At 40.1% G+C, this 20,839-nt stretch carries 19 protein-coding genes and 1 riboswitch; of the genes, 12 read left to right on the top strand and 7 right to left on the bottom strand.

Going from position 1 to position 20,839, the window contains the following annotated elements; translation table 11 throughout:
• The first annotated feature begins 15 nt into the window (after positions 1 to 15).
• Positions 16 to 1,476 (top strand): cardiolipin synthase, encoded by a 1,461-nt coding sequence (gene cls, locus DPV95_RS08115; RefSeq protein WP_049366996.1) that lies wholly within the window; start codon positions 16 to 18, stop codon positions 1,474 to 1,476.
• Between the two features lie 61 nt (positions 1,477 to 1,537).
• Here cls and DPV95_RS08120 read toward each other — a convergent pair whose 3' ends face one another.
• Positions 1,538 to 3,058, bottom strand: coding sequence for a Na+/H+ antiporter NhaC family protein (locus tag DPV95_RS08120; RefSeq protein WP_049366997.1), 1,521 nt, complete (start codon positions 3,056 to 3,058; stop codon positions 1,538 to 1,540).
• A gap of 60 nt (positions 3,059 to 3,118) precedes the next feature.
• Positions 3,119 to 3,296: riboswitch (Lysine riboswitch) on the bottom strand.
• Positions 3,297 to 3,592: 296 nt separating this feature from the next.
• On the opposite strand from DPV95_RS08120, the gene DPV95_RS08125 reads away from it, so the two are divergent.
• From DPV95_RS08125 to aroA, 3 genes are all read left to right on the top strand, one after another.
• Complete coding sequence (locus DPV95_RS08125; protein ID WP_049366998.1) at positions 3,593 to 3,997, top strand: H-NS family histone-like protein; 405 nt, start codon at positions 3,593 to 3,595, stop codon at positions 3,995 to 3,997.
• A 71-nt stretch (positions 3,998 to 4,068) separates the two neighbouring features.
• On the top strand, positions 4,069 to 4,905 hold the full coding sequence (gene purU / locus DPV95_RS08130; RefSeq protein ID WP_049366999.1) for a formyltetrahydrofolate deformylase: 837 nt from the start codon (positions 4,069 to 4,071) through the stop codon (positions 4,903 to 4,905).
• The gene (aroA, locus tag DPV95_RS08135) at positions 4,905 to 6,203 is read left to right on the top strand and encodes a 3-phosphoshikimate 1-carboxyvinyltransferase (protein WP_049367000.1); all 1,299 of its coding nucleotides are present in this window, start codon (positions 4,905 to 4,907) and stop codon (positions 6,201 to 6,203) included. The genes purU and aroA overlap by 1 nt, the downstream gene beginning before the upstream one ends.
• Positions 6,204 to 6,242: 39 nt before the next feature.
• Here the strand turns inward: aroA and folE are convergent, their stop codons facing one another.
• Positions 6,243 to 6,899, bottom strand: a complete 657-nt coding sequence (gene folE / locus DPV95_RS08140; protein ID WP_049367001.1) for a GTP cyclohydrolase I FolE — start codon at positions 6,897 to 6,899, stop codon at positions 6,243 to 6,245.
• A 155-nt stretch (positions 6,900 to 7,054) separates the two neighbouring features.
• Between folE and moeA the strand changes: the two genes are divergently transcribed.
• The 4 genes from moeA to yedF all read left to right on the top strand — a co-directional run bounded on the left by moeA (position 7,055) and on the right by yedF (position 10,741).
• A complete protein-coding gene (gene moeA / locus DPV95_RS08145; RefSeq protein ID WP_049367002.1) occupies positions 7,055 to 8,272 on the top strand; it encodes a molybdopterin molybdotransferase MoeA in 1,218 nt (405 codons plus the stop codon).
• Positions 8,272 to 8,994 (top strand): molybdopterin-synthase adenylyltransferase MoeB, encoded by a 723-nt coding sequence (gene moeB, locus DPV95_RS08150; protein WP_049367003.1) that lies wholly within the window; start codon positions 8,272 to 8,274, stop codon positions 8,992 to 8,994. The genes moeA and moeB overlap by 1 nt, the downstream gene beginning before the upstream one ends.
• Positions 8,995 to 9,207: 213 nt before the next feature.
• Entirely contained in the window at positions 9,208 to 10,431 is a 1,224-nt protein-coding gene (yedE, locus tag DPV95_RS08155) for a selenium metabolism membrane protein YedE/FdhT (protein WP_049367004.1), read from the top strand.
• 40 nt (positions 10,432 to 10,471) lie between these two features.
• Positions 10,472 to 10,741 (top strand): sulfurtransferase-like selenium metabolism protein YedF, encoded by a 270-nt coding sequence (gene yedF, locus DPV95_RS08160; protein WP_005696304.1) that lies wholly within the window; start codon positions 10,472 to 10,474, stop codon positions 10,739 to 10,741.
• A 103-nt stretch (positions 10,742 to 10,844) separates the two neighbouring features.
• Here yedF and DPV95_RS08165 read toward each other — a convergent pair whose 3' ends face one another.
• From DPV95_RS08165 to rsmI, 5 genes are all read right to left on the bottom strand, one after another.
• On the bottom strand, positions 10,845 to 11,684 hold the full coding sequence (locus DPV95_RS08165) for a hypothetical protein (RefSeq protein WP_049367005.1): 840 nt from the start codon (positions 11,682 to 11,684) through the stop codon (positions 10,845 to 10,847).
• 119 nt (positions 11,685 to 11,803) lie between these two features.
• On the bottom strand, positions 11,804 to 13,183 hold the full coding sequence (pntB, locus tag DPV95_RS08170) for a Re/Si-specific NAD(P)(+) transhydrogenase subunit beta (RefSeq protein ID WP_049367006.1): 1,380 nt from the start codon (positions 13,181 to 13,183) through the stop codon (positions 11,804 to 11,806).
• A gap of 10 nt (positions 13,184 to 13,193) precedes the next feature.
• Positions 13,194 to 14,735, bottom strand: a complete 1,542-nt coding sequence (gene pntA, locus DPV95_RS08175; protein WP_111406914.1) for a Re/Si-specific NAD(P)(+) transhydrogenase subunit alpha — start codon at positions 14,733 to 14,735, stop codon at positions 13,194 to 13,196.
• Between the two features lie 307 nt (positions 14,736 to 15,042).
• Positions 15,043 to 16,491, bottom strand: a complete 1,449-nt coding sequence (gene tldD, locus DPV95_RS08180) for a metalloprotease TldD (protein ID WP_111406915.1) — start codon at positions 16,489 to 16,491, stop codon at positions 15,043 to 15,045.
• An 81-nt stretch (positions 16,492 to 16,572) separates the two neighbouring features.
• Positions 16,573 to 17,421, bottom strand: coding sequence for a 16S rRNA (cytidine(1402)-2'-O)-methyltransferase (gene rsmI / locus DPV95_RS08185; protein WP_049380348.1), 849 nt, complete (start codon positions 17,419 to 17,421; stop codon positions 16,573 to 16,575).
• A gap of 69 nt (positions 17,422 to 17,490) precedes the next feature.
• On the opposite strand from rsmI, the gene DPV95_RS08190 reads away from it, so the two are divergent.
• From DPV95_RS08190 to dolP, 4 genes are all read left to right on the top strand, one after another.
• Positions 17,491 to 19,212: a penicillin-binding protein activator gene (locus DPV95_RS08190; RefSeq protein WP_111406916.1), complete on the top strand. Its 1,722-nt coding sequence runs from the start codon at positions 17,491 to 17,493 to the stop codon at positions 19,210 to 19,212.
• Positions 19,213 to 19,215: 3 nt separating this feature from the next.
• A complete protein-coding gene (locus DPV95_RS08195; RefSeq protein WP_111406917.1) occupies positions 19,216 to 19,575 on the top strand; it encodes a YraN family protein in 360 nt (119 codons plus the stop codon).
• Between the two features lie 12 nt (positions 19,576 to 19,587).
• A complete protein-coding gene (locus DPV95_RS08200) occupies positions 19,588 to 20,172 on the top strand; it encodes a D-sedoheptulose-7-phosphate isomerase (RefSeq protein ID WP_049365806.1) in 585 nt (194 codons plus the stop codon).
• Between the two features lie 83 nt (positions 20,173 to 20,255).
• Complete coding sequence (gene dolP / locus DPV95_RS08205; RefSeq protein ID WP_049380346.1) at positions 20,256 to 20,837, top strand: division/outer membrane stress-associated lipid-binding lipoprotein; 582 nt, start codon at positions 20,256 to 20,258, stop codon at positions 20,835 to 20,837.
• Positions 20,838 to 20,839 lie beyond the last annotated feature (2 nt).

The following is a 20,839-nucleotide window of genomic DNA, read 5'->3' on the forward strand; positions in this document are numbered from 1 at the left end:
TGCGGTTAAAAATTAATGAGTTTTGAACATATTATACTGGTTTATATTATTCCCGTGTTAATTTGGGTAGCTGTTATTTCTGTCACATTGCGTTTGCTAGTAAAAAAACAAGCGGTTTCAGCTACGTTGTCATGGCTGATGATTATCTACCTTGTACCATTAATTGGCGTCATTGCTTATTTAATTTTTGGAGAGATTAAACTCGGAGCTCGACGAGCCAAAGTATTTCAATTATTAAAACCTAAATATATGCAATGGCTTCAGCAACTCTCAGAACAAAAAGATCTAGTTACGCATTCCCAGGATCCTCGTTATCGAGCCCTATTTAAATTAGTCCACCAACGCTTAGGTATTCCAAATATCCGAGGAAATGAATTACATATTCTCGATACACCGGAAACCATTATTCGAAGCATCATTAGTGATATTCAACAAGCACATCACTCTATTAATATGGTGTTCTATATTTGGAGCAATGATGGTCTAATTAATGAAGTTAAACAAGCCTTAGAGGAAGCTGTGCAACGTGGAGTTAAAGTTTGTCTTTTACTCGATTCTGTTGGCAGTAATACTTTTCTGAAAAGCCCTGTTTGTAAGGAAATGAGGGCTAAAGGCATCAAAATTACAGAGGCGCTACACGTAAATTTATTCCGTATGTTCTTCAACCGAATTGATTTACGCCAACACCGTAAAATTATCGTCATTGATAATCAAATTGCCTATACTGGCAGTATGAATATGGTCGATCCGAATTTCTTTAAACAAAAAAGCAATGTTGGTAATTGGATAGATGTGATGGTGCGAATCAACGGTCCTGTTTCGCCAATTTTAAATAGTCTACATGCTTGGGACTGGGAAATTGAAACTACTGAAGAATTACCACTTTTATTACCAAATTGTCCGCTCGTGAAAATTGATGACAATGATACCCATTCTGTACAAGTCATTGCGAGTGGTCCAGCGTTCCCAGATGATTTAATTGCACAGTCTCTTGCAACAGTGATTTACGCAGCAAGAGAAAGTATTGTTATCACTTCACCTTATTTTGTGCCTAGCCACAATATTGCTGAAGCATTACGTATTGCCGCATTCCGCGGAGTGGATATCACGCTCATTTTACCTAAAAACAATGATTCCTTAATGGTTCGTTGGGCGAGTCGAACATTCTTTGATGATTTACTCGAAGCCGGTGTCAAAATTTATCATTTTGAAGCTGGGCTTCTCCATACTAAAAGCGTGCTAATTGATAATAAACTTGCACTCGTTGGTACAGTAAATATGGATTTACGTAGCTTCTTGCTTAACTTTGAAATCACTGTTGCTGTAGAAGATCGTAATTTTGCCAATGAAGTCGCCACACTTCATGAAAATTATTTAGCGAATTCTTCTGCACTCAATATGCAAGAATGGATCAATCGTCCTTTCTATCATCGAATCATCGAGCGGTTATTTTTCTTGTTTAGTCCATTACTCTAATTTTCACAATAAATACAAAAAGGACGTACATAAGTACGCCCTTTCTTTTTATCTTTTATGATTAACGTTTTTTCACGATAAACACTAAAGCCACTAAAACAACCGCAGTTGTCACAAATCCAGCTAAACCAGATTCTGTAAAGCCAACCACAATGTAGCCCACAGCACTTGCTGTTGCAACAGTTGCCGCATAAGGTAATTGTGTCGTGACGTGATCCATGTGGTTACATTTTGCCCCAGTTGATGACAGAATCGTTGTATCCGAAACTGGTGAACAGTGGTCGCCACATACCGCGCCAGCCATGACGGCAGATAGGCAAGGAAGTAATAACTCTGGAGCAGAGTTGGTCGCCATTGCAGCTGCGATTGGTAACATAATGCCAAATGTACCCCAGCTTGTTCCGGTTGAGAATGCCATTGCTGAACCAAGGATAAATAAAATCACAGGTAAAAATTGAACAGGAATACTGCCACTCACTAAAGAAGATAAGTATTTACCGGTTTGTGCATCACCCACCACTTTATTAATTGTCCAAGCAAAGAATAGGATTGCAATTGCACCTAACATAGATTTAATACCGGCAACCCACGCTTTTCCGTATTCTTGTAAAGAAACTTGACGCTCAAGAATAATCAATAATGTTGACATCGCAACTGCACTTGAACCACCAACCACAAGCGAAATACCGACGGTTGTATTTTCAAATGCACCTAAGAGGCTAAATGGTTTTCCATCTGCCGCTAAGGCTTCGCTACCCGTATGAATCATCATGAAAACAGTGACGGTAATTAAGACTAAAATCGGTAAAATTAAGTTGCGAACTTTACCTTTCACACCTTCAATGACTTCTTCTTTATAATCGCGCTCCATGGCTAATTTTTCATGACGTGCCATTGATGCAATATCAAATGAGAAATAAGCAACAAAGAACACCATCAATAATGAGAAAATTGCATAGTAGTTCATTGAACTCATGGCGACAAATGCACCCATTGGTGTATAAGAGGTAATAGAATACGTCGCCAATAGACCTGCCACGAGTGTAATAATGTATGCACCCCAGCTTGATACCGGCATCATGACACACATTGGTGCAGCAGTGGAGTCAAGGATATACGCTAATTTAGCACGAGAAACTTTAAAACGATCGGTTACTGGACGTGCAATGGCACCCACTGCAAGACTGTGGAAATAATCATCAATAAAGGTTACAAACACTAAAGATGCCGCTAATAATTTCGCACCACGACGACCTTTAATTTTATTTTGCGCCCATTCAGCAAATGCACGGTTGCTGCCTGATACGGTTAAAAGTGCGGTCAATACGCCAAGTAAAACTAAGAAAAACACGATATTCATATTTGAATTCATGCCTTCTTCGCTACTATAAACTAATGCAATAACATTATCTTTTAAATAAATGAGCGCATTCAATGGGTTGAAATCAACCAACATTAACGCACCGACAATAATCCCAGCACTCAGCGAAACTAAAACCCGACGCGTTACAATCGCTAAAATAATCGCTAGTAATGCGGGTATAATTGAATAAATAGATGAAGAATAATCGACTAGTTCCATTAAGTTATACCTAATAATTTAATGGAGACAACGGCAAGAAAAGACACAATGATGACCAGACCGAACCGTAGCGCTCCATAGTTAATACACAAAAACTATGACAGTCACGTTCCTTTCGAAGACGTGACCAACCGAATAAGATGACGCCTATTCGATTTCGGCAATCATTCCTTTCCTTTCCCTTCAACGCTATCCACTCCAGGAAAATACTTATAATGACCGCACCTCTACTGTTGTATAGGATGTGGAAAGATTACATTAAAACGAATAACATTACCAATAAAATCTTATCATCTTAGATAAAATTTTCTTTTTTTCAAAAAAGTTACATGTATTGTTAACATTTTATGAACTATTATTACAATAAATACTCAATTACAAAGTAGGGAATATTTATCGTTATTGTCATAATGAAGTCTGACCAATTAATTTTGAGTTTTAATTGCAAGGTTTAATATTTACCTAACTTCTACTTTTCGTTATTATAGCTAGCAGAGATAAATTAAATATTCACACATCATATAGGGGTTATTTATGAATGAATTGACAAAAGGTTTAACAAATCTTCGAAGTTTACGTGCTGCGGTACGTGATTTAACATTAGAGCAAGCAGAGAGCTCACTTTTAAAATTACAAACTGCAATTGAAGAAAAGCGTGCTCAAGCCGCGGAAATTGAACAAGCAGAACAAGAACGTCGAGCACGTATTGCAAAATATAAAGAATTAATTAAACAAGAAGGCATCACTGCTGAAGAATTAACTGCAATTATTGGTGCTGCACCTTCTTCAATTCGTAAAAAACGTGAACCTCGTCCAGCAAAATACAAATATACTGATGAAACTGGTCAAGAGAGAACATGGACTGGCCAAGGTCGTACACCTCGTGTGATTCAAAAGGCCTTAGATAAAGGTGTTTCTTTAGCTTCTTTTGAAATCTAATTTTATTATCGACTATGTAGAACCCATTTTTATGGGTTCTCTTTTTTTATTTACCTGGCAAGACATTCATTATGTTAGAAAAGAAAATATTACTGACCGACTGTCCTGATGATAAAGGCTTAATCGCTAAAATCACCAACATTTGTTACAAACATCAATTAAATATCCTCCACAATAATGAGTTCGTTGATTTTGAAACGAAACATTTCTTTATGCGTACTGAATTGGAAGGCATTTTTAATGAAGAAACCTTGTTAGCTGACTTAAATTATAGTTTGCCGGCTGGGACAAATTGCCACCTAATCAGCGCAAAACGTAAACGAATCGTGATTTTAGTCACCAAAGAAGCGCACTGCTTAGGTGATATTTTAATGAAAAATTACTACGGTGCATTAGATGTAGAAATTGCGGCAGTAATTGGAAATCACGATAATTTACGCGAATTAGTTGAACGCTTTGATATTCCATTCCATTGTGTCAGCCATGAAGGACTCACGCGCGTGGAACACGATAAATTGCTCGCTGAAAAAATTGATGAATATGCACCTGATTATATTGTTTTAGCTAAATATATGCGTGTATTAAATCCTGAATTCGTGGCGCGTTATCCAAATCGTGTGATTAATATTCACCATTCATTCTTACCCGCATTTATTGGGGCAAAACCTTATCAACAAGCCTATGAGCGCGGCGTGAAAATTATCGGTGCAACGGCTCATTTTATTAACAATGAATTGGATCAAGGTCCGATCATTATGCAAAACGTGATTAACGTAGACCACACCTACTCTGCCGATGCAATGATGCGTGCAGGCCGTGACGTGGAAAAAACCGTATTAAGCCGTGCACTCGATCTTGCCTTACACGATCGTATTTTTGTGTATAAAAACAAAACGGTGGTCTTGTAATGAAAGCTATCACCTTAGAGCCGATTTCCCGTATTGAAGGTGAAATCAACTTACCGGGTTCGAAAAGTTTATCGAACCGTGCATTATTATTAGCGGCATTAGCTAAAGGCACCACAACGGTTACTAACTTATTAGACAGTGATGACATTCGTCATATGCTAAATGCCCTTAAAGCTTTAGGGGTGAATTACCAGCTTTCTGAAGACAAAACTTGCTGTGAAGTTGAAGGCTTAGGTGGTGCATTTCAGGTTGAAAATGGCTTGTCGCTGTTTCTCGGTAATGCCGGTACAGCCATGCGTCCTTTAACGGCTGCACTTTGTTTAAAAGGCAAAACTGAAGGCGAAATTATTTTGACCGGTGAGCCTCGTATGAAAGAGCGTCCAATCAAACATTTGGTAGATGCACTTCTTCAAGCGGGCGCTAATGTTCGTTATTTAGAAAATGACGGCTATCCACCTGTTGCGATTCGCAACCAAGGGATTAAAGGTGGCGTAGTTAAAATTGACGGTTCAATTTCTTCTCAATTTTTGACCGCACTTTTAATGGCAGCACCTCTTGCTGAAGGCGATTTAGATATCCATATTGTGGGTGATTTAGTTTCAAAACCTTATATTGATATCACCCTCGCGATGATGAAAGATTTTGGTATTTCAGTTGAAAATCAACATTATCAAGTGTTTAAGGTGAAAGGTAACCAATCCTATGTCTCACCTAGCAAATATATGGTAGAAGGTGATGCTTCATCCGCCTCTTATTTCCTTGCCGCTGCCGCGATTAAAGGCCGCGTAAAAGTGACAGGAATTGGCAAACATTCCATTCAAGGTGACCGCCTATTTGCCGATGTGCTAGAAAACATGGGTGCAAAAATCACTTGGGGTGAAGATTTTATTCAGGCAGAACAAGCTGGACTCCATGGTATTGATATGGATATGAACCACATTCCTGATGCGGCCATGACAATAGCAACAACCGCTTTATTTGCAAAGGGTGAAACCGTTATTCGCAATATTTATAACTGGCGAGTAAAAGAAACTGATCGTCTTGCAGCAATGGCGACTGAATTACGAAAAGTTGGTGCAGAAGTTGAAGAAGGTGAAGATTTTATTCGTATCCAACCGCTTGCGCTCTCCCAATTTAAGCATGCTGAAATTGAGACCTATAACGATCACCGTATGGCAATGTGCTTTGCGTTGATTGCGTTATCGGATACACCCGTCACGATTTTAGATCCCAAATGTACGGCTAAAACTTTTCCAACATTCTTCGAAGAATTTGAGAAATTAAGTGTTCGAAGCTAAAAAACATATAAAAAAGCACCGAATACTCGGTGCTTTTTGTTATTTCTGAATGGAAGATAAAAATTCTTTTCGGGTTTCACGATCTTCTAAAAAGACTCCGCCGTAGGCTGATGTCACGGTATAACTGTGGGTATCTTTTACCCCGCGCGCTTTCACACAGAAATGCGTCGCTTTTACATAAACGGCTACGTCATCGGTTTCTAAAATGGTTTGAAATGCCGTTAAAAGCTGTTCAGTTAAACGCTCTTGTACTTGTGGACGTTGTGCAAAAAACGCCACAATGCGATTGATTTTAGACAAACCAATTACCCAATCTTTCGGGTAATATGCCACAGCAACATTGCCATCAATCGTCACAAAATGATGTTCGCAAGTACTGGTTAAGGTGATGTCATTCACTTGCACCATTTCGCTCACTTTCATTTGGTTTTTGATTTTCGTCATTTTCGGGAAATTGGCATAATCCATTCCACTGAAAATTTCATCAATAAACATTTTAGCTAAGCGATTTGGTGTTTCTTCTAGGCTATCATCACGTAGATCTAACCCAATCAATTTCATCACTTCACGCATATGCGAAGCAATCGCCACACGGCGCTCATCTTTACATTGAGTCGGGTCAATCATTGGGGTTTCGATGCCTTTGGCTAACAAGGCTCGGCGGACATTTTCCGCATCAGGTGAAATCGCGTTCATTCACTTTCCATTTATAAAAAAATAATGCGGCATTTTAGCAAAAGATGAATTATTCGTAAAATGCGAAAAATCACCCTAATTTATTAATTTCCTTCATATTGTATTTCGGGCTACAATATATCCACTTTTATTCTGATTAACCCAAAGGATTAATTATGTTGCCACTTGAAGATGCCTTGGCGCAAATGCTCCACCAACTTCCCTTCCCAACAAAAACTGAAACGCTAGCTTTAACTGAAGCGGCGGATCGTGTCTGTGCGGAAGATGTTATTTCTCCGATTAATGTGCCTTCTTTTGATAACTCAGCGATGGATGGCTATGCGGTTCGTTTAGCCGATTTACAGCAATCCATGACACTTTCTGTCGCAGGAAAATCTTTTGCGGGTAATCCATTTCAAGGGGAATGGGTAGCACAAAGTGCGGTCAGAATTATGACGGGTGCGATGATTCCTGAAGGTGCCGATGCGGTGGTCATGCAAGAAGAGGTCACCGTCAATGAAGATGGTACAGTTACCTTTGCGGCATTACCTAAAGCCAATCAGAATATTCGTCGCATTGGTGAAGATGTGAAAAAAGGTGATGTGGTCTTACATCAAGGCGATGAGTTAAATACCGTTTCTTTACCTTTGCTCGCCTCATTAGGTATCGCTGAAGTCAAAGCTTACCCACGTTTAAAAGTGGCCGTGCTTTCAACCGGTGATGAATTAGTCCCAGTCGGTCAACCGTTACAAGCGGGACAAATTTATGATACCAACCGTTTCACCGTGAAATTAATGCTAGAAAAATTAAATTGTGACGTGCTTGATTTCGGCATTCTGCCAGATAACCAAGCAGAATTTGAAGCAGCTTTTGTGAAATCACAAGCTCAAGCTGATCTGGTTATCACGAGTGGCGGTGTTTCGGTGGGTGAAGCTGACTTCACGAAAACTGTGTTAGAAAAAGTCGGTCAGGTGAATTTCTGGAAAATTGCGATGAAACCCGGCAAACCATTTGCTTTCGGTAAATTAGAAAATGCTTGGTTCTGCGGTTTACCTGGCAATCCGGTTTCTGCATTAGTGACATTCTATCAATTGGTTCAACCGGCTATTGGCAAATTAAGCGGTAAAAAACACCCGAAAAAACAACCGCACTTTCAAGCGATTGCCCAGACTAATTTGAAAAAAGCGCCTGGCCGTTTAGATTTCCAACGTGGTTTTTATCAAATCAATGAAAATGGTCAACTTGAAGTGCATCCAGTGGGTTTCCAAGGCTCGCATTTATTCAGCTCTTTTGTGAAAAGTAACTGTTTTATTCGTCTCGAAAAAGATCGTGGCAATGTCGCTGCAGGTGAAATCGTCACCATTGAACCGTTTAATCACCTATTGGGGCAATAATGGCTGAATTAAGCTACGAAGAAGAACTGCGTTATAACCGCCAAATCATCTTAAAAGCGGTTGATTTTGACGGACAAGAAAAACTCAAAGACAGCCGCATGTTAATTGTCGGTCTGGGCGGTTTAGGTTGTGCGGCAAGTCAATATCTTGCAGCTGCTGGCGTGGGTCATTTAACCTTGTTAGATTTCGACACCGTATCGCTTTCCAATTTACAACGTCAGGTGTTACATACTGATAGCCGATTAAATATGCCTAAAGTGGAATCGGCTAAAATCGCGTTACAACAGATTAATCCACACGTCGAAATTGAAACCATCAATGCACAACTTTCCAAAGAAAAACTCGCGGAAATCATACCGCACTTTGATGTGATATTAGATTGTACCGATAACGTGGATATTCGTAATGCGCTCGATCGTGGTTGTGAGAAAGCGAAGATCCCGCTAATTTCAGGTGCGGCGATTCGTTTAGAAGGGCAAGTTTCTGTCTTTACTTACGAACCCAATACTCCAACCTATCGCCAACTCAGCCAACTTTTTGGACAAAATGTTTTAAGTTGTGTAGAAGCAGGCGTACTGGCGCCAATTGTAGGGATTGTGGGTTCAATTCAAGCCTTAGAAGCGCTCAAAGTGCGGTTAAAAATCGGTTCAAATTTATGTGGACGCTTGTTGTTGATCGATGGATTAACCATGCGTATCCGAGAAATGAAATTGCCCGTCTAGACAGACCACAAGTCTGTCCTTTTCTCAAATTATCCAAAATAATTATCTCTTCCCTCGTGCATTACTAAAAAACAAATGCTATTATCTTGCTCGACAATTCATTTGTCTTATATCGCAAGTTTTGTGTATAGGAAAATGGCAGACACTTAAAAAATCTCTTCATTTTATACCGCACTTGCAAATCATCATTTCATTTTAAGGATTTACTCACTCATGAAAGAGATTTTGCAGCAATTTAAACAAAATTATCTGATCAAATACTGGAATCCTGTCGCGGCAGTTATTGCTGCAGGGCTCATTTCAGCTTATTACTTTGGGGTAACTGGCACTTATTGGGCGGTTACCGGGGAATTTACCCGTTGGGGCGGTCATGCTTTGCAAGCGCTAGGCGTCGATGTGTCCGACTGGAGCTATTATAAAATTATCGGCATGCAAGGCACGATCTTCACCCGTATTGATGGTGTAATGATCTTAGGTATGTTCGCCGGTTGTATTTCTGCTGCACTTTGGGCAAATAATGTGAAATGGCGTAACCAGCCGCACAAACGCCGTATTATTCAAGCGCTCATTGGTGGTGCATTAGCCGGTTTCGGCGCTCGTTTAGCAATGGGCTGTAACCTTGCCTCTCTCTTCACGGGTATTCCACAATTTTCGGTTCATGCTTGGTTCTTTACTATTGCCACTGCTGTGGGTACTTATGCCGGGGTGAAAGTCACCTTACTTCCGATATTCCGTGTGAAATTAGAATTGAAAAAAGGCGCGGCAAAATTACAAGAAACTGACCCGAAACAAGCAAATCGTCGTTTTTGGATTGGCATGGTGGTCTTTTTTGCCTATCTTATCGCTTCCCTTTATGTGATGACAAACTCAGTTAAACTGGGTTTTGCAATGCTTTGTGGTTTAGCATTTGGCTTATTAATTGAACGTGCTCAAATCTGCTTTACCTCGGCTTTCCGTGACTTATGGGTAACAGGTCGTGCTTATATGGCAAAAGCGATTATCTTCGGTATTATCGTGGGTACGCTTGGCGTATTCAGCTACATTCAATTAGGCGTCCCTGCCAAAATCATGTGGGCGGGTCCAAATGCAATTATCGGTGGTTTATTATTTGGCTTCGGTATTGTGTTAGCAGGCGGATGTGAAACCGGTTGGATGTATCGCTCAATGGAAGGCCAAGTTCACTTTATGTGGGTAGGTGTGGGTAACGTTATTGGTTCAACCTATTTAGCCTACGCCTGGGACGATCTTGCCCCTGTACTTGCGTTAGATTACGAAAAACTTAACTTATTGAAATCCTTTGGCCCTGTTGGCGGTTTATTAGTGAATTATGGCTTGCTTATTCTTTGCTTAATTGCCGTAGTTTGGTGGGAACGCCATTTCTTGAAAAAAGCCAAAGCAAAAATCGCCGCAGCAAATCCACAAGCTTGTGGCTGCTAATAAAATATTAACGAATTCATTCAAAAAAGAGGACATTATTATGGCATTTACCGTTGTTCAAAAATTAGATAAAGATCCAAAAGACATCACCCCAGATTACACGTTAGATACGCTAGGTGAACCTTGCCCGTATCCAGCAATCGTGATGCTCGAAACCATGCCTCAATTGCAAAAAGGCGAAATTTTAGAGCTATTAAGTGACTGTGCTCAATCTATCAACAACATTCCTGTTGATACTAAAAACCACGGTTACACACTATTAAGCGTAGAACAAGATGGCACCAAATTACGCTATTTGATTCAACGTTAATGTAAAAAAGTGCGGTCAATTTTGACCGCACTTTTGTATTTTTTAGCAAGACACATCTAATAAAAAACAACCCCATTTTTACTGTCAGCGCTTACATTGAAGCCTATTCATAATATTCATATTGATAAGTCTTTTTACTTTTCCATACACCATCTTTGTTATAGATTATCTCTTCAATAACATTGCCATGTTTATCAAATTGGTATGATACGGTTATCCAGTTGATGCGTATTCCAACGCTAAAAATTTCACTTTTTAATAAGCGATGATTTTTATCAAAAGAATTTTTCACACTATTGATAAAAACGTTTAAAGATTCGGTAAATGAACCATCATTTTCGTAATGATAAATATCGCAATCTTTTTCTACATTATCTTCAATACGACATATTTTGCTCAGTTTACCATTCTCATAGTCGTATTTTTTTATCTCTGATGTTGTTTTATTCTCTACATCATACTCTTGAGTTTTGAGCAAAGTACCCGCTTTATCATAAAAATGTTCTTTATATAATGATGAAAAATCTGGTGTGTCCTTATATTCTACAAACTGCACGACACCACTACCATCTGGATTATCTACATAACGATAAAATGTACTAAATGTTTTCAGCTCAGGATTGGTTTCAGTTACATTGTCATCTTGAATTTCTAATAATCGATTCTGATCATCATACTTATAGTAACGAATTGTGATCTTTTCTTTATCAAAAAGAACGCCCTGTTCCTTTTCTTTTATCAAAAAGCCTTGTTCGTTATAAAAGCTATCTAGATAACTTACTGTCCCATTATCGGGCAAGGCTGAATTACCTTCATCCTTGGATTTAATTGATTTCACTTTTCCTTGCAAGTGATGCTTTGTCCAATCATTCTCAATTGGAAATAATGCGAAAGCAGAAGTTGAAAAAGAAAAAAGCAATAAGAAAAATAAGGATTTATTCATAAAATTCTCTTTAAAAATTAAATATTGAATCATTCTAAATAATTACAAGAAAAATTCAATCGATAAAAAACCGCACTTTAATCTCTCAAAGTGCGGTCAGTTTTACTTCAATTTTTTGCTTATTTGTTTAATGCTGTAAGAATGTCATCAACACGTTCTTTTGCATCACCAAAGAGCATTTGAGTGTTTTCTTTGAAGAATAATGGGTTTTGAACGCCTGCGTAACCCACCGCCATAGAGCGTTTGAATACGATAACGTTTTGTGCTTTCCATACTTCTAACACTGGCATACCTGCGATTGGGCTGTTTGGATCTTCCATCGCTGCTGGGTTTACGGTGTCGTTTGCACCGATAACTAATACCACATCGGTATCCGCGAAATCATCATTGATTTCATCCATTTCAAGCACGATGTCATAAGGCACTTTCGCTTCTGCTAAAAGTACGTTCATATGGCCGGGTAAACGACCTGCAACAGGGTGAATACCGAAACGCACGTTAATACCACGCTCACGCAATTTCGCCGTAATTTCTGCGACTGGATATTGCGCTTGTGCTACCGCCATACCATATCCTGGCGTGATAATCACAGAGCTTGCATTTTTGAGTAATTCAGCCACTTCTTCTGCGGTTGTTTCACGGTGTTCGCCTTGTTCTTCATCAGAAGATACTTGAACATCATTACCAAAACCACCTGCGATAACGCTGATAAATGAGCGGTTCATCGCTTTACACATAATGTAAGAAAGAATCGCACCAGAAGAACCCACTAATGCACCAGTAACGATAAGCAAGTCATTGCTTAGCATGAAACCTGCTGCAGCCGCTGCCCAACCAGAATAAGAGTTAAGCATTGAAACCACAACCGGCATATCCGCACCACCGATAGATGCCACTAAGTGCCAGCCGAATGCAAGTGCAATCGCGGTCATGAGTAATACTGGGAATATACTATCTGGATTATTTAAGAAGGCTATCATCAATAAAGCAGATACGACTAACGCTGCTAAATTTAATTTATGGCGATGTGGCAACATTAACGCTTTTGAATTGATTTTGCCGCTTAATTTACCGAATGCGACGATAGAACCCGTGAATGTTACCGCACCGATGAAGATCCCTAAGAATACTTCAACGTTATGGATATTCATTAACACAGGATCAGTTTCATGTGTTAAGCCATAGCTGTTAAAGCCTACGAGTACGGCTGCTAAACCTACAAAGCTATGAAGGATCGCAACGAGTTCTGGCATTTCAGTCATTTCAACTTTTAATGCACGTTGAACACCAATCACGCCACCGATGATCATCGCAATGATGATCCATAATGTGCCTTCAGATTGTGGGCCGAAAATGGTTGCAACAAGGGCAATTGTCATACCGACAATACCATACCAACAACCGGCTTTTGCCGTTTCATGTTTAGAAAGACCGGCTAAGCTCATAATGAAAAGTAATGCAGCGATAATATAGGCTGCTTGTACTAAACCTTCAGACATCGTCTTCTCCTTAACCTTTTCTAAACATCGCCAACATACGTTGGGTTACACGGAAACCACCAAAGATGTTGATGCTTGCCACCAAGATTGCCACAAAGGCTAATACATCAATGAAGAAGTTGCCTGTTGGCTGTCTGATTTGCAATAATGCACCCACAATGATGATACCTGAAATCGCATTGGTTACCGCCATAAGTGGAGTGTGTAAAGCGTGGCTAACGTTCCAAACCACATAGTAACCAACTACACAAGCCAATACGAATACGGTGAAGTGAGAAAGGAATGCCGCTGGCGCCACAGACGCAAGCCAGAGGAATAACACACCAACACCCGCCATCACACCGTATTTAATACGAGGATCTGCCAGTTTTTCTTCCTCTTTTTTAACCGCACTTTGTGCCGCTTTTGCTTCTTGTTTTGGTTGTGCGGACACTTGGATTTGTGCCGGTGGAATTTCTTCCCCATCACGTACCACGGTCACACCGCGTAATACCACATCGTCAAAATCGATATTGATCTTGCCGTCTTTTTCTTTACAAAGTAGTTTTAATAAATTAACTAAGTTTGTACCGTAAAGTTGGGAAGATTGTGTCGGTAAACGGCTTGGGAAATCGGTGTAACCAATCACTTTCACTTGGTTTTCAGTGGTGACTACTTTGCCAGCTTCAGTGTAAGCACAGTTACCGCCTGTTGCAGCCGCTAAATCCACCACCACAGAACCCGGTTTCATGGAATCAACCATTTCTTTCGTGATCAAGCGAGGTGCTGGTTTACCCGGAATCGCCGCAGTGGTAATAATGATATCCACTTCTTTGGCTTGTTCCGCATAAAGCTCCATCGCGCGACGGTTAAATTCTTCTGACATTACTTTCGCGTAACCATCGCCGCTGCCGCCTTCTTCTTTGAAATCAATTTCTAAGAAAGACGCGCCCATACTTTGTACTTGTTCTTTTACTTCTGGACGAGAGTCAAAAGCTCGTACAATCGCACCAAGGCTATTCGCTGCACCAATCGCCGCTAGACCTGCAACACCCGCACCAATGACTAACACTTTTGCCGGTGGCACTTTACCTGCGGCGGTAATTTGTCCAGTGAAGAAACTACCAAATTCATGAGCTGCTTCAATCACCGCACGATAACCAGAAATATTCGCCATAGAGCTTAATGCATCAAGCGCTTGCGCACGGGAAATACGTGGCACAGAATCCATCGCTAATACATTAATTTTTTTCGACGTGAGTTTTTTCATTAAATCCGGATTTTGTGCGCGCCAAATGAAGCTCACAAGTGTTGCACCTTCCTTCATTTGATCAATTTCTGCATCCGTTGGTGGATTCACTTTAAAAATCACATCCGAATGCCACACTTCTGAACTTGAGCCAATTTTTGCGCCGGCGTCGATAAATGCTTGGTCTTCAAAACTTGCTTTAAATCCCGCATTGTATTCTACGATGACGTCAAAGCCCAGTTTTAAGATCTGCTGAACCGTTTTTGGCGTCGCCGCCACACGATTTTCGCTATCAAGCAGTTCTCTAGGTACACCAATTAACATAAATGTTTCCCTCTGGTTGATGAAATTTCAGACAAACTCACGCCTGTCCCTGTCTCTTAAATGACAAAAAGTCATGCGACGGTAAATGTATCACTTATTAGGGTTATTTGGGGAATTTTTTTAACTGGTTTTACAAGATATTGTGATAGGGATCATAAAAGAATCGAGATAAATGCGTGGTGTGTTTAACTTTTAGCCTAACGCAATGATTATTCATCAGAAACTGACTAATCAAAATAGATGAAAAACTGACCGCACTTAGATACGAAGGAAATAAAAAGCCCGATATGATTATCGGGCTCTATGTTTAATTTGTTCCACCAACGGTGATTTCATCAATTTTCAAGGCTGGCTGACCGACACCGACCGGCACACTTTGACCATCTTTGCCACAAACGCCAATCCCGAGATCCAAATCGGTTTCATCTGCGACCATAGAGACTTTTTGCATGACATCAATACCGCTACCGATTAACGTTGCGCCTTTAACCGGTTTCGTGATTTTACCTTTTTCAATGAGATAAGCCTCAGAAGTTGAGAACACAAATTTACCTGAGGTAATATCCACTTGCCCACCACCAAAGTGCGGTGCATAAATACCGCGATCCACAGAAGCGATTAAATCGTCAAATTTGCTTTGCCCCGCTAACATATAGGTATTCGTCATTCGTGGCATTGGTAAATGTGCATAAGATTCACGACGACCATTCCCCGTTGGTTTCACGCCCATTAATCGTGCATTGAGTTTATCTTGCATGTAGCCTTGCAAAATCCCATCTTTGATTAAAACGTTACACTGACTTGGTACACCTTCATCATCAATGGTTAAAGAACCACGGCGGTTTTGTAATGTACCGTCATCCACAATCGTACATAATGGCGACGTCACTAACTCACCAATTTTACCCGTAAATAAGGAACTTTCTTTACGGTTGAAATCCCCTTCTAAACCATGCCCTACAGCTTCATGAAGCAAGACGCCAGGCCAACCGGCTCCCAATACCACAGGCATTAATCCTGCCGGTGCAGCGACCGCACTTAGATTCACAAGGGCTTGACGAACAGCCTCTTTTGCAAAATTAACGGCACGAATATCCCCATTTACCACTTCAAAGAACCAATCTAAGCCAAAGCGTCCACCTGAACCACAGCTACCGCGCTCACGTTTACCATCTTCCTCCACAAGAACAGAAATGGATAAACGCACAAGTGGACGGATATCTGCAGCAAGTGTGCCATCTGTTGCGACCACTAACACTTCTTCATAAATCGAACTTAATGCTACGGAAACATGCGTAACTCGAGGATCTTCGGCTCGCGCTGTACGATCCACGAGGTGTAATAACTCGATCTTTTTTTCTTTACTTAAACTTTCTAACGGGTTAATCGCCGCATAACGCTGAACCGCATTCACCGCATTAAATGCTTGAGGCGAAATTAAATTGCCTTCTTTAATTTGTGCAATACCTTTTACAGCCTCGACACATTGTTGTAATGACGCTAAATTGATTTGATCAGAATACGCAAAGCCTGTTTTCTCGCCAGAAACGGCGCGCACACCAACACCGCGATCAATATGAAAGCCACCTTCTTTAATAATGCTGTCTTCTAATACCCAGCTTTCATCTTGACTTAATTGAAAATAAAGATCCGCATAATCAATATGACGATGTGACATCACATCAAAAATATTAAGCAATGATTGATGCGATAAATTGCTTGGTGCAAGTAAGGTATCTGAAACCTGTTTTAACATTTGTTCTCCGAAATTTATAAAAATTAATTCTGCCAAATCTCCTCTAGCCCCTCTTTGCTAAAGAGAGAGATAGTTTTTTGACTAATCTAAATTATCCAATCCAAATTGGTATAAGGCATTTTTCTTATAACCATAAAGTTCTGCCACTATCGCCGCAGCCTTTTTTAAAGGGAGTTCTTTAGCAATCAAAGTGAGCGCTTTAATTGCTTGTGGTGAAAATTCTTCGCTCTCTTCTGATTTGGGTTTGCCTTCCACGATTAACACCATCTCACCTTTTGTACGATTCGGATCTTCACTTAACCATTGACGAAGATCACTTAATTTATCCCCTGCAATGGTTTCCCATGTTTTCGTAATTTCACGTGCAAGTACAACATAGCGTTCGCCACCTAATACATCTTGCATATCGGCAAGGGTATCTAAAATGCGGTGAGTTGATTCATAGAAGATTAAAGTGCGGTCTTCTTCTGCGACGTTTTCTAACTTATCTTTACGCGCCTTAGTTTTCGCAGGTAAAAAACCTTCAAAGCAAAAACGGTCTGACGCAATGCCCGATGCACATAATGCCGTAATTGCTGCACAAGCACCGGGTAACGGTACTACTTTAATGCCTGCCTCACGACATTGACGCACTAAATGAAAACCCGGATCGTTAATCAAGGGCGTTCCTGCATCAGAAATTAATGCAATATTGGTACCTTGTTTTAGCTTTTCTACCAACACATGTGCTTTTTCTTGTTCATTGTGATCATGCAAGGCGAAAAAAGGCTTTTTGATACCATAATGGCTGAGCAATAAACCACTGTGGCGCGTGTCTTCCGCAGCAATTAAATCTACTTGCGAAAAGGTCTCTAAAGCACGTTGTGTAATATCTTGTAAATTCCCGATTGGTGTGGCGACAATATATAAAATTCCGGTTAAATCATTCATTTTTGTTTGCTTTTACATTGTGAGATAAGTAAGATCGCCCATTATTGATTTATTCATTATGGAGCGAATATGTCTATTCTATTACAAGGCGGTCGTTTTAAAAAACGTTTAATGCCGATTTTATTGTCTGTTGCATTAGCAGGTTGTTCTAACTTATTTGGTAGTAGCTTTACCCAAACATTACAACGTGATGCCAATGCAAGTTCTGAATTTTATATGAACAAATTAGGGCAAACACAGGATAAAGAAGATCAACAAACTTACAAACTCTTAGCCGCTCGTGTACTAATTTCTGAAAATAAAGTACCCCAAGCGGAAGAGTTATTAACGGAGTTAGTTGACTTAAACGAAGCACAACAATTAGATCGCACGTTAATTGAAGCGCGCATCGCCGCAGCAAAAGGCAATAATGATGTTGCTGAAGGTAAATTGCGTGCACTCGATCTGACTAAATTAAGTCCATCACAAAAATCTCGTTATTACGAAACCTTTGCTCAAACAGCAGAAAATCGTAAAGATGTGATTGAAGCGGTGAAAGCGCGTATTAAAATGGATGAGAACTTAACAGACATGCAACGTCGTAAAGATAATGTTGATAAAACGTGGTCGTTACTCCGTTCTGCGAATACTGCTGTCATCAATAATGCCTCTGATGAAGGTAGCGTGGCATTAGGCGGTTGGCTCACCCTAATTAAAGCTTATAATGACAACATCCGTCAGCCGGTACAATTAAGCCAAGCATTACAAAGCTGGAAATCAGCTTATCCAAATCACGTTGCGGCAACCTTTTTCCCTAAAGAGCTAGAAAGCTTGTTGAATTTCCAACAAACGAATTTAGCTCAAATTGGTTTAGTTTTACCTTTAAGCGGCGATGGCCAAATCTTAGGTACAACGATTCAATCAGGTTTCAATGATGCAAAAGGTGACTCAACCATTCCAGTACAAGTGTTTGACTCATCGACCACCCCGATTAATGACATTATTGCACAGGCAAAAGCATCGGGTATTAAAGCGTTAGTGGGTCCATTACTTAAACAAAATGTTGATGCCATCATTGCGAATCCAAGCGCAGTGCAAGGTATGGACGTGCTCGCATTAAATGCAACACCAAATGCGCGTGCAATTAACCAAATGTGCTATTACGGTTTATCACCTGAAGATGAAGCGGAATCAGCAGCAAACAAAATGTGGAAAGATGGTATTCGTAATCCAATCGTTGCAATGCCACAAAATGATTTAGGGCAACGTGTTGGTAATGCATTCAACGTGCGTTGGCAACGTTTAGCGGGCACAGATGCGAATATTCGCTACTATAACTTACCAGCTGATATTACCTACTTCTTCCAAGGTGCACCGCAAGATACAAGTGCGCTTTATGTCATCTCCTCACCAGATGAATTGGCTGAAATCAAAGGTTATTTAGATACCAGCAATCCGAACGTCCGTATTTATGCAAGCTCTCGTTCTAATGCGGCAAGTAATACACCGGAATACTATGCAAAAATGAATGGCATTCAATTTAGTGATATTCCATTCTTTAAACAAAGCGATTCTTCACAATATCAAAAAGTGGCTGGCTCAACTGGTGGTGAATTCCAATTAATGCGTTTATATGCAATGGGTTCTGATGCATGGTTGCTCATCAACCACTTTAATGAATTACGCCAAGTACCAGGTTATACCTTAAGCGGTTTAACCGGTCAGCTTAGCGCGGATTCAAACTGTGATGTGGATCGCGATATGACATGGTATCAAGTACAAGATGGTAACGTGGTAGCGGTTGCGAACTAATCCATGTTTTCATTAAAACGTCAACAAGGGGCGGGCTTTGAACATCAAGCCCGCCTTTTCTTAGAGTCTAAAGGTCTCAAATTCATCGCGGCGAATCAACATTTCAAATGCGGTGAATTAGATCTCGTTATGCAAGACGAACAAACTATTGTGTTTGTTGAAGTTCGTCAACGCTCCAGCTCAGCATTTGGATCCGCCGTTGAAAGTGTGGATTGGCAAAAGCAACAAAAATGGCTAAATGCCGCAAATTTATGGCTTGCTAAACGCAACCTAAGCCTCGAAGATGCGGATTGTCGTTTTGATCTTATCGCCTTTGGAAAAAACGCCAGTGATATCCAATGGATTCCTAATTTTCTCGATTAACCTTTTCCGATTATGTTACAAAAAGTTAAAGATATTTATAGCGAAAGTATTCAGATTCAAATCTCTGCTTCAAGTCTATTATCAGAAAATATTGCCACTGCCACACAAATGGTCATGCAATGTTTGTTAAGTGGTCATAAAGTGATTGCCTGTGGCGTCGCTCGCTCTTACGCGAATGCCCAATTTTTAGTATCAAACTTGCTCAATCGTTACGATTTTGAGCGCCCAAGTCTACCATCCGTACATCTTAGCCTTGAAAGTGCGGTCGGTTCTTCACTGGTTTTTGATCAACCTATCGATCAACTGTATCAACATCAATTTAACGCCATCGCAAAGCCTGGCGATTTATTGATAGCCTTTGCGCCTCTTGGAACAGAAAAAGCAGTGCTAAATACGATTGCTAATGCCGTCAACAAAGAAATTCAGGTCATTGCCTTAACCGGTGCAAACAATGATGCGATTCAAGGTGTGTTAGCTGAAGCAGATTTAGAAATCTCTATTCCTGCTACCAAAGAAGCGCGTATCTTAGAAAATCATTTATTCGTCATTAATGCACTTTGTGAGCTTGTTGATAGTACACTTTTCCCAAGAGCTTGACATTAAAGGATTTTCCAACCAAACTATTTCTAAAATTAATTGACTAATAGTTGACTCACTCATTTATGAAAAGGAGATTAATAATGAAATTAACCCCATTTAAAAAATTAGCTTTCGTGCTCGGGGCATCCATTATATTACAAGGCTGTGTAGCTGCTGTACTCGGTGGCGCCGCTGCGGGAGCAAAAATTGCAACAGATCCTCGAACAATGGGGACGCAAGTCGATGATGAAACATTAGAAGTAAAAGTCGAAAATGCATTAGATAAAGATGCACAGATTAAATCTGAAGGTCGTGTACATGCGGTTTCCTATAGTGGTCGCGTATTATTAATTGGTCAAGTTCCGAATGAAAGTGTAAAAGAAACTGCAACCAGCCTTGCAAAAGGCGTAGAAGGTGTAAGTGATGTTTATAACGAATTACGCGTAGGCAATAAAATTAACTTTGGTCAAATTACCAAAGACAGCTGGATTACCACACAAATTAAATCGAAGCTCTTTGTTGGTGACAATGTAAAAGCAACGGATGTAAAAGTGATCACTGAAAATGGTGAAGTATTCTTACTTGGAAACGTTACTCAATCACAAGGTGATTCAGCCGCAGAAATTGCAAGTAAAGTCACAGGTGTTCAAAAAGTCATTAAAGTATTTAAGTATTTGAATTAACT

The sequence above is a fragment of the Haemophilus parainfluenzae genome, from assembly GCF_003252755.1.
Lineage (GTDB): Bacteria > Pseudomonadota > Gammaproteobacteria > Enterobacterales > Pasteurellaceae > Haemophilus_D > Haemophilus_D parainfluenzae_N.

Bases quoted from the DNA above. Each gene is read 5' to 3' on its own strand.
- cls (WP_049366996.1), top strand. From the start codon at position 16: ATGAGTTTTGAACATATTATACTGGTTTATATTATTCCCGTGTTAATT.
- DPV95_RS08120 (WP_049366997.1), bottom strand. From the start codon at position 3,058: ATGGAACTAGTCGATTATTCTTCATCTATTTATTCAATTATACCCGCA.
- DPV95_RS08125 (WP_049366998.1), top strand. From the start codon at position 3,593: ATGAATGAATTGACAAAAGGTTTAACAAATCTTCGAAGTTTACGTGCT.
- purU (WP_049366999.1), top strand. From the start codon at position 4,069: ATGTTAGAAAAGAAAATATTACTGACCGACTGTCCTGATGATAAAGGC.
- aroA (WP_049367000.1), top strand. From the start codon at position 4,905: ATGAAAGCTATCACCTTAGAGCCGATTTCCCGTATTGAAGGTGAAATC.
- folE (WP_049367001.1), bottom strand. From the start codon at position 6,899: ATGAACGCGATTTCACCTGATGCGGAAAATGTCCGCCGAGCCTTGTTA.
- moeA (WP_049367002.1), top strand. From the start codon at position 7,055: ATGTTGCCACTTGAAGATGCCTTGGCGCAAATGCTCCACCAACTTCCC.
- moeB (WP_049367003.1), top strand. From the start codon at position 8,272: ATGGCTGAATTAAGCTACGAAGAAGAACTGCGTTATAACCGCCAAATC.
- yedE (WP_049367004.1), top strand. From the start codon at position 9,208: ATGAAAGAGATTTTGCAGCAATTTAAACAAAATTATCTGATCAAATAC.
- yedF (WP_005696304.1), top strand. From the start codon at position 10,472: ATGGCATTTACCGTTGTTCAAAAATTAGATAAAGATCCAAAAGACATC.
- DPV95_RS08165 (WP_049367005.1), bottom strand. From the start codon at position 11,684: ATGAATAAATCCTTATTTTTCTTATTGCTTTTTTCTTTTTCAACTTCT.
- pntB (WP_049367006.1), bottom strand. From the start codon at position 13,183: ATGTCTGAAGGTTTAGTACAAGCAGCCTATATTATCGCTGCATTACTT.
- pntA (WP_111406914.1), bottom strand. From the start codon at position 14,735: ATGTTAATTGGTGTACCTAGAGAACTGCTTGATAGCGAAAATCGTGTG.
- tldD (WP_111406915.1), bottom strand. From the start codon at position 16,491: ATGTTAAAACAGGTTTCAGATACCTTACTTGCACCAAGCAATTTATCG.
- rsmI (WP_049380348.1), bottom strand. From the start codon at position 17,421: ATGAATGATTTAACCGGAATTTTATATATTGTCGCCACACCAATCGGG.
- DPV95_RS08190 (WP_111406916.1), top strand. From the start codon at position 17,491: ATGTCTATTCTATTACAAGGCGGTCGTTTTAAAAAACGTTTAATGCCG.
- DPV95_RS08195 (WP_111406917.1), top strand. From the start codon at position 19,216: ATGTTTTCATTAAAACGTCAACAAGGGGCGGGCTTTGAACATCAAGCC.
- DPV95_RS08200 (WP_049365806.1), top strand. From the start codon at position 19,588: ATGTTACAAAAAGTTAAAGATATTTATAGCGAAAGTATTCAGATTCAA.
- dolP (WP_049380346.1), top strand. From the start codon at position 20,256: ATGAAATTAACCCCATTTAAAAAATTAGCTTTCGTGCTCGGGGCATCC.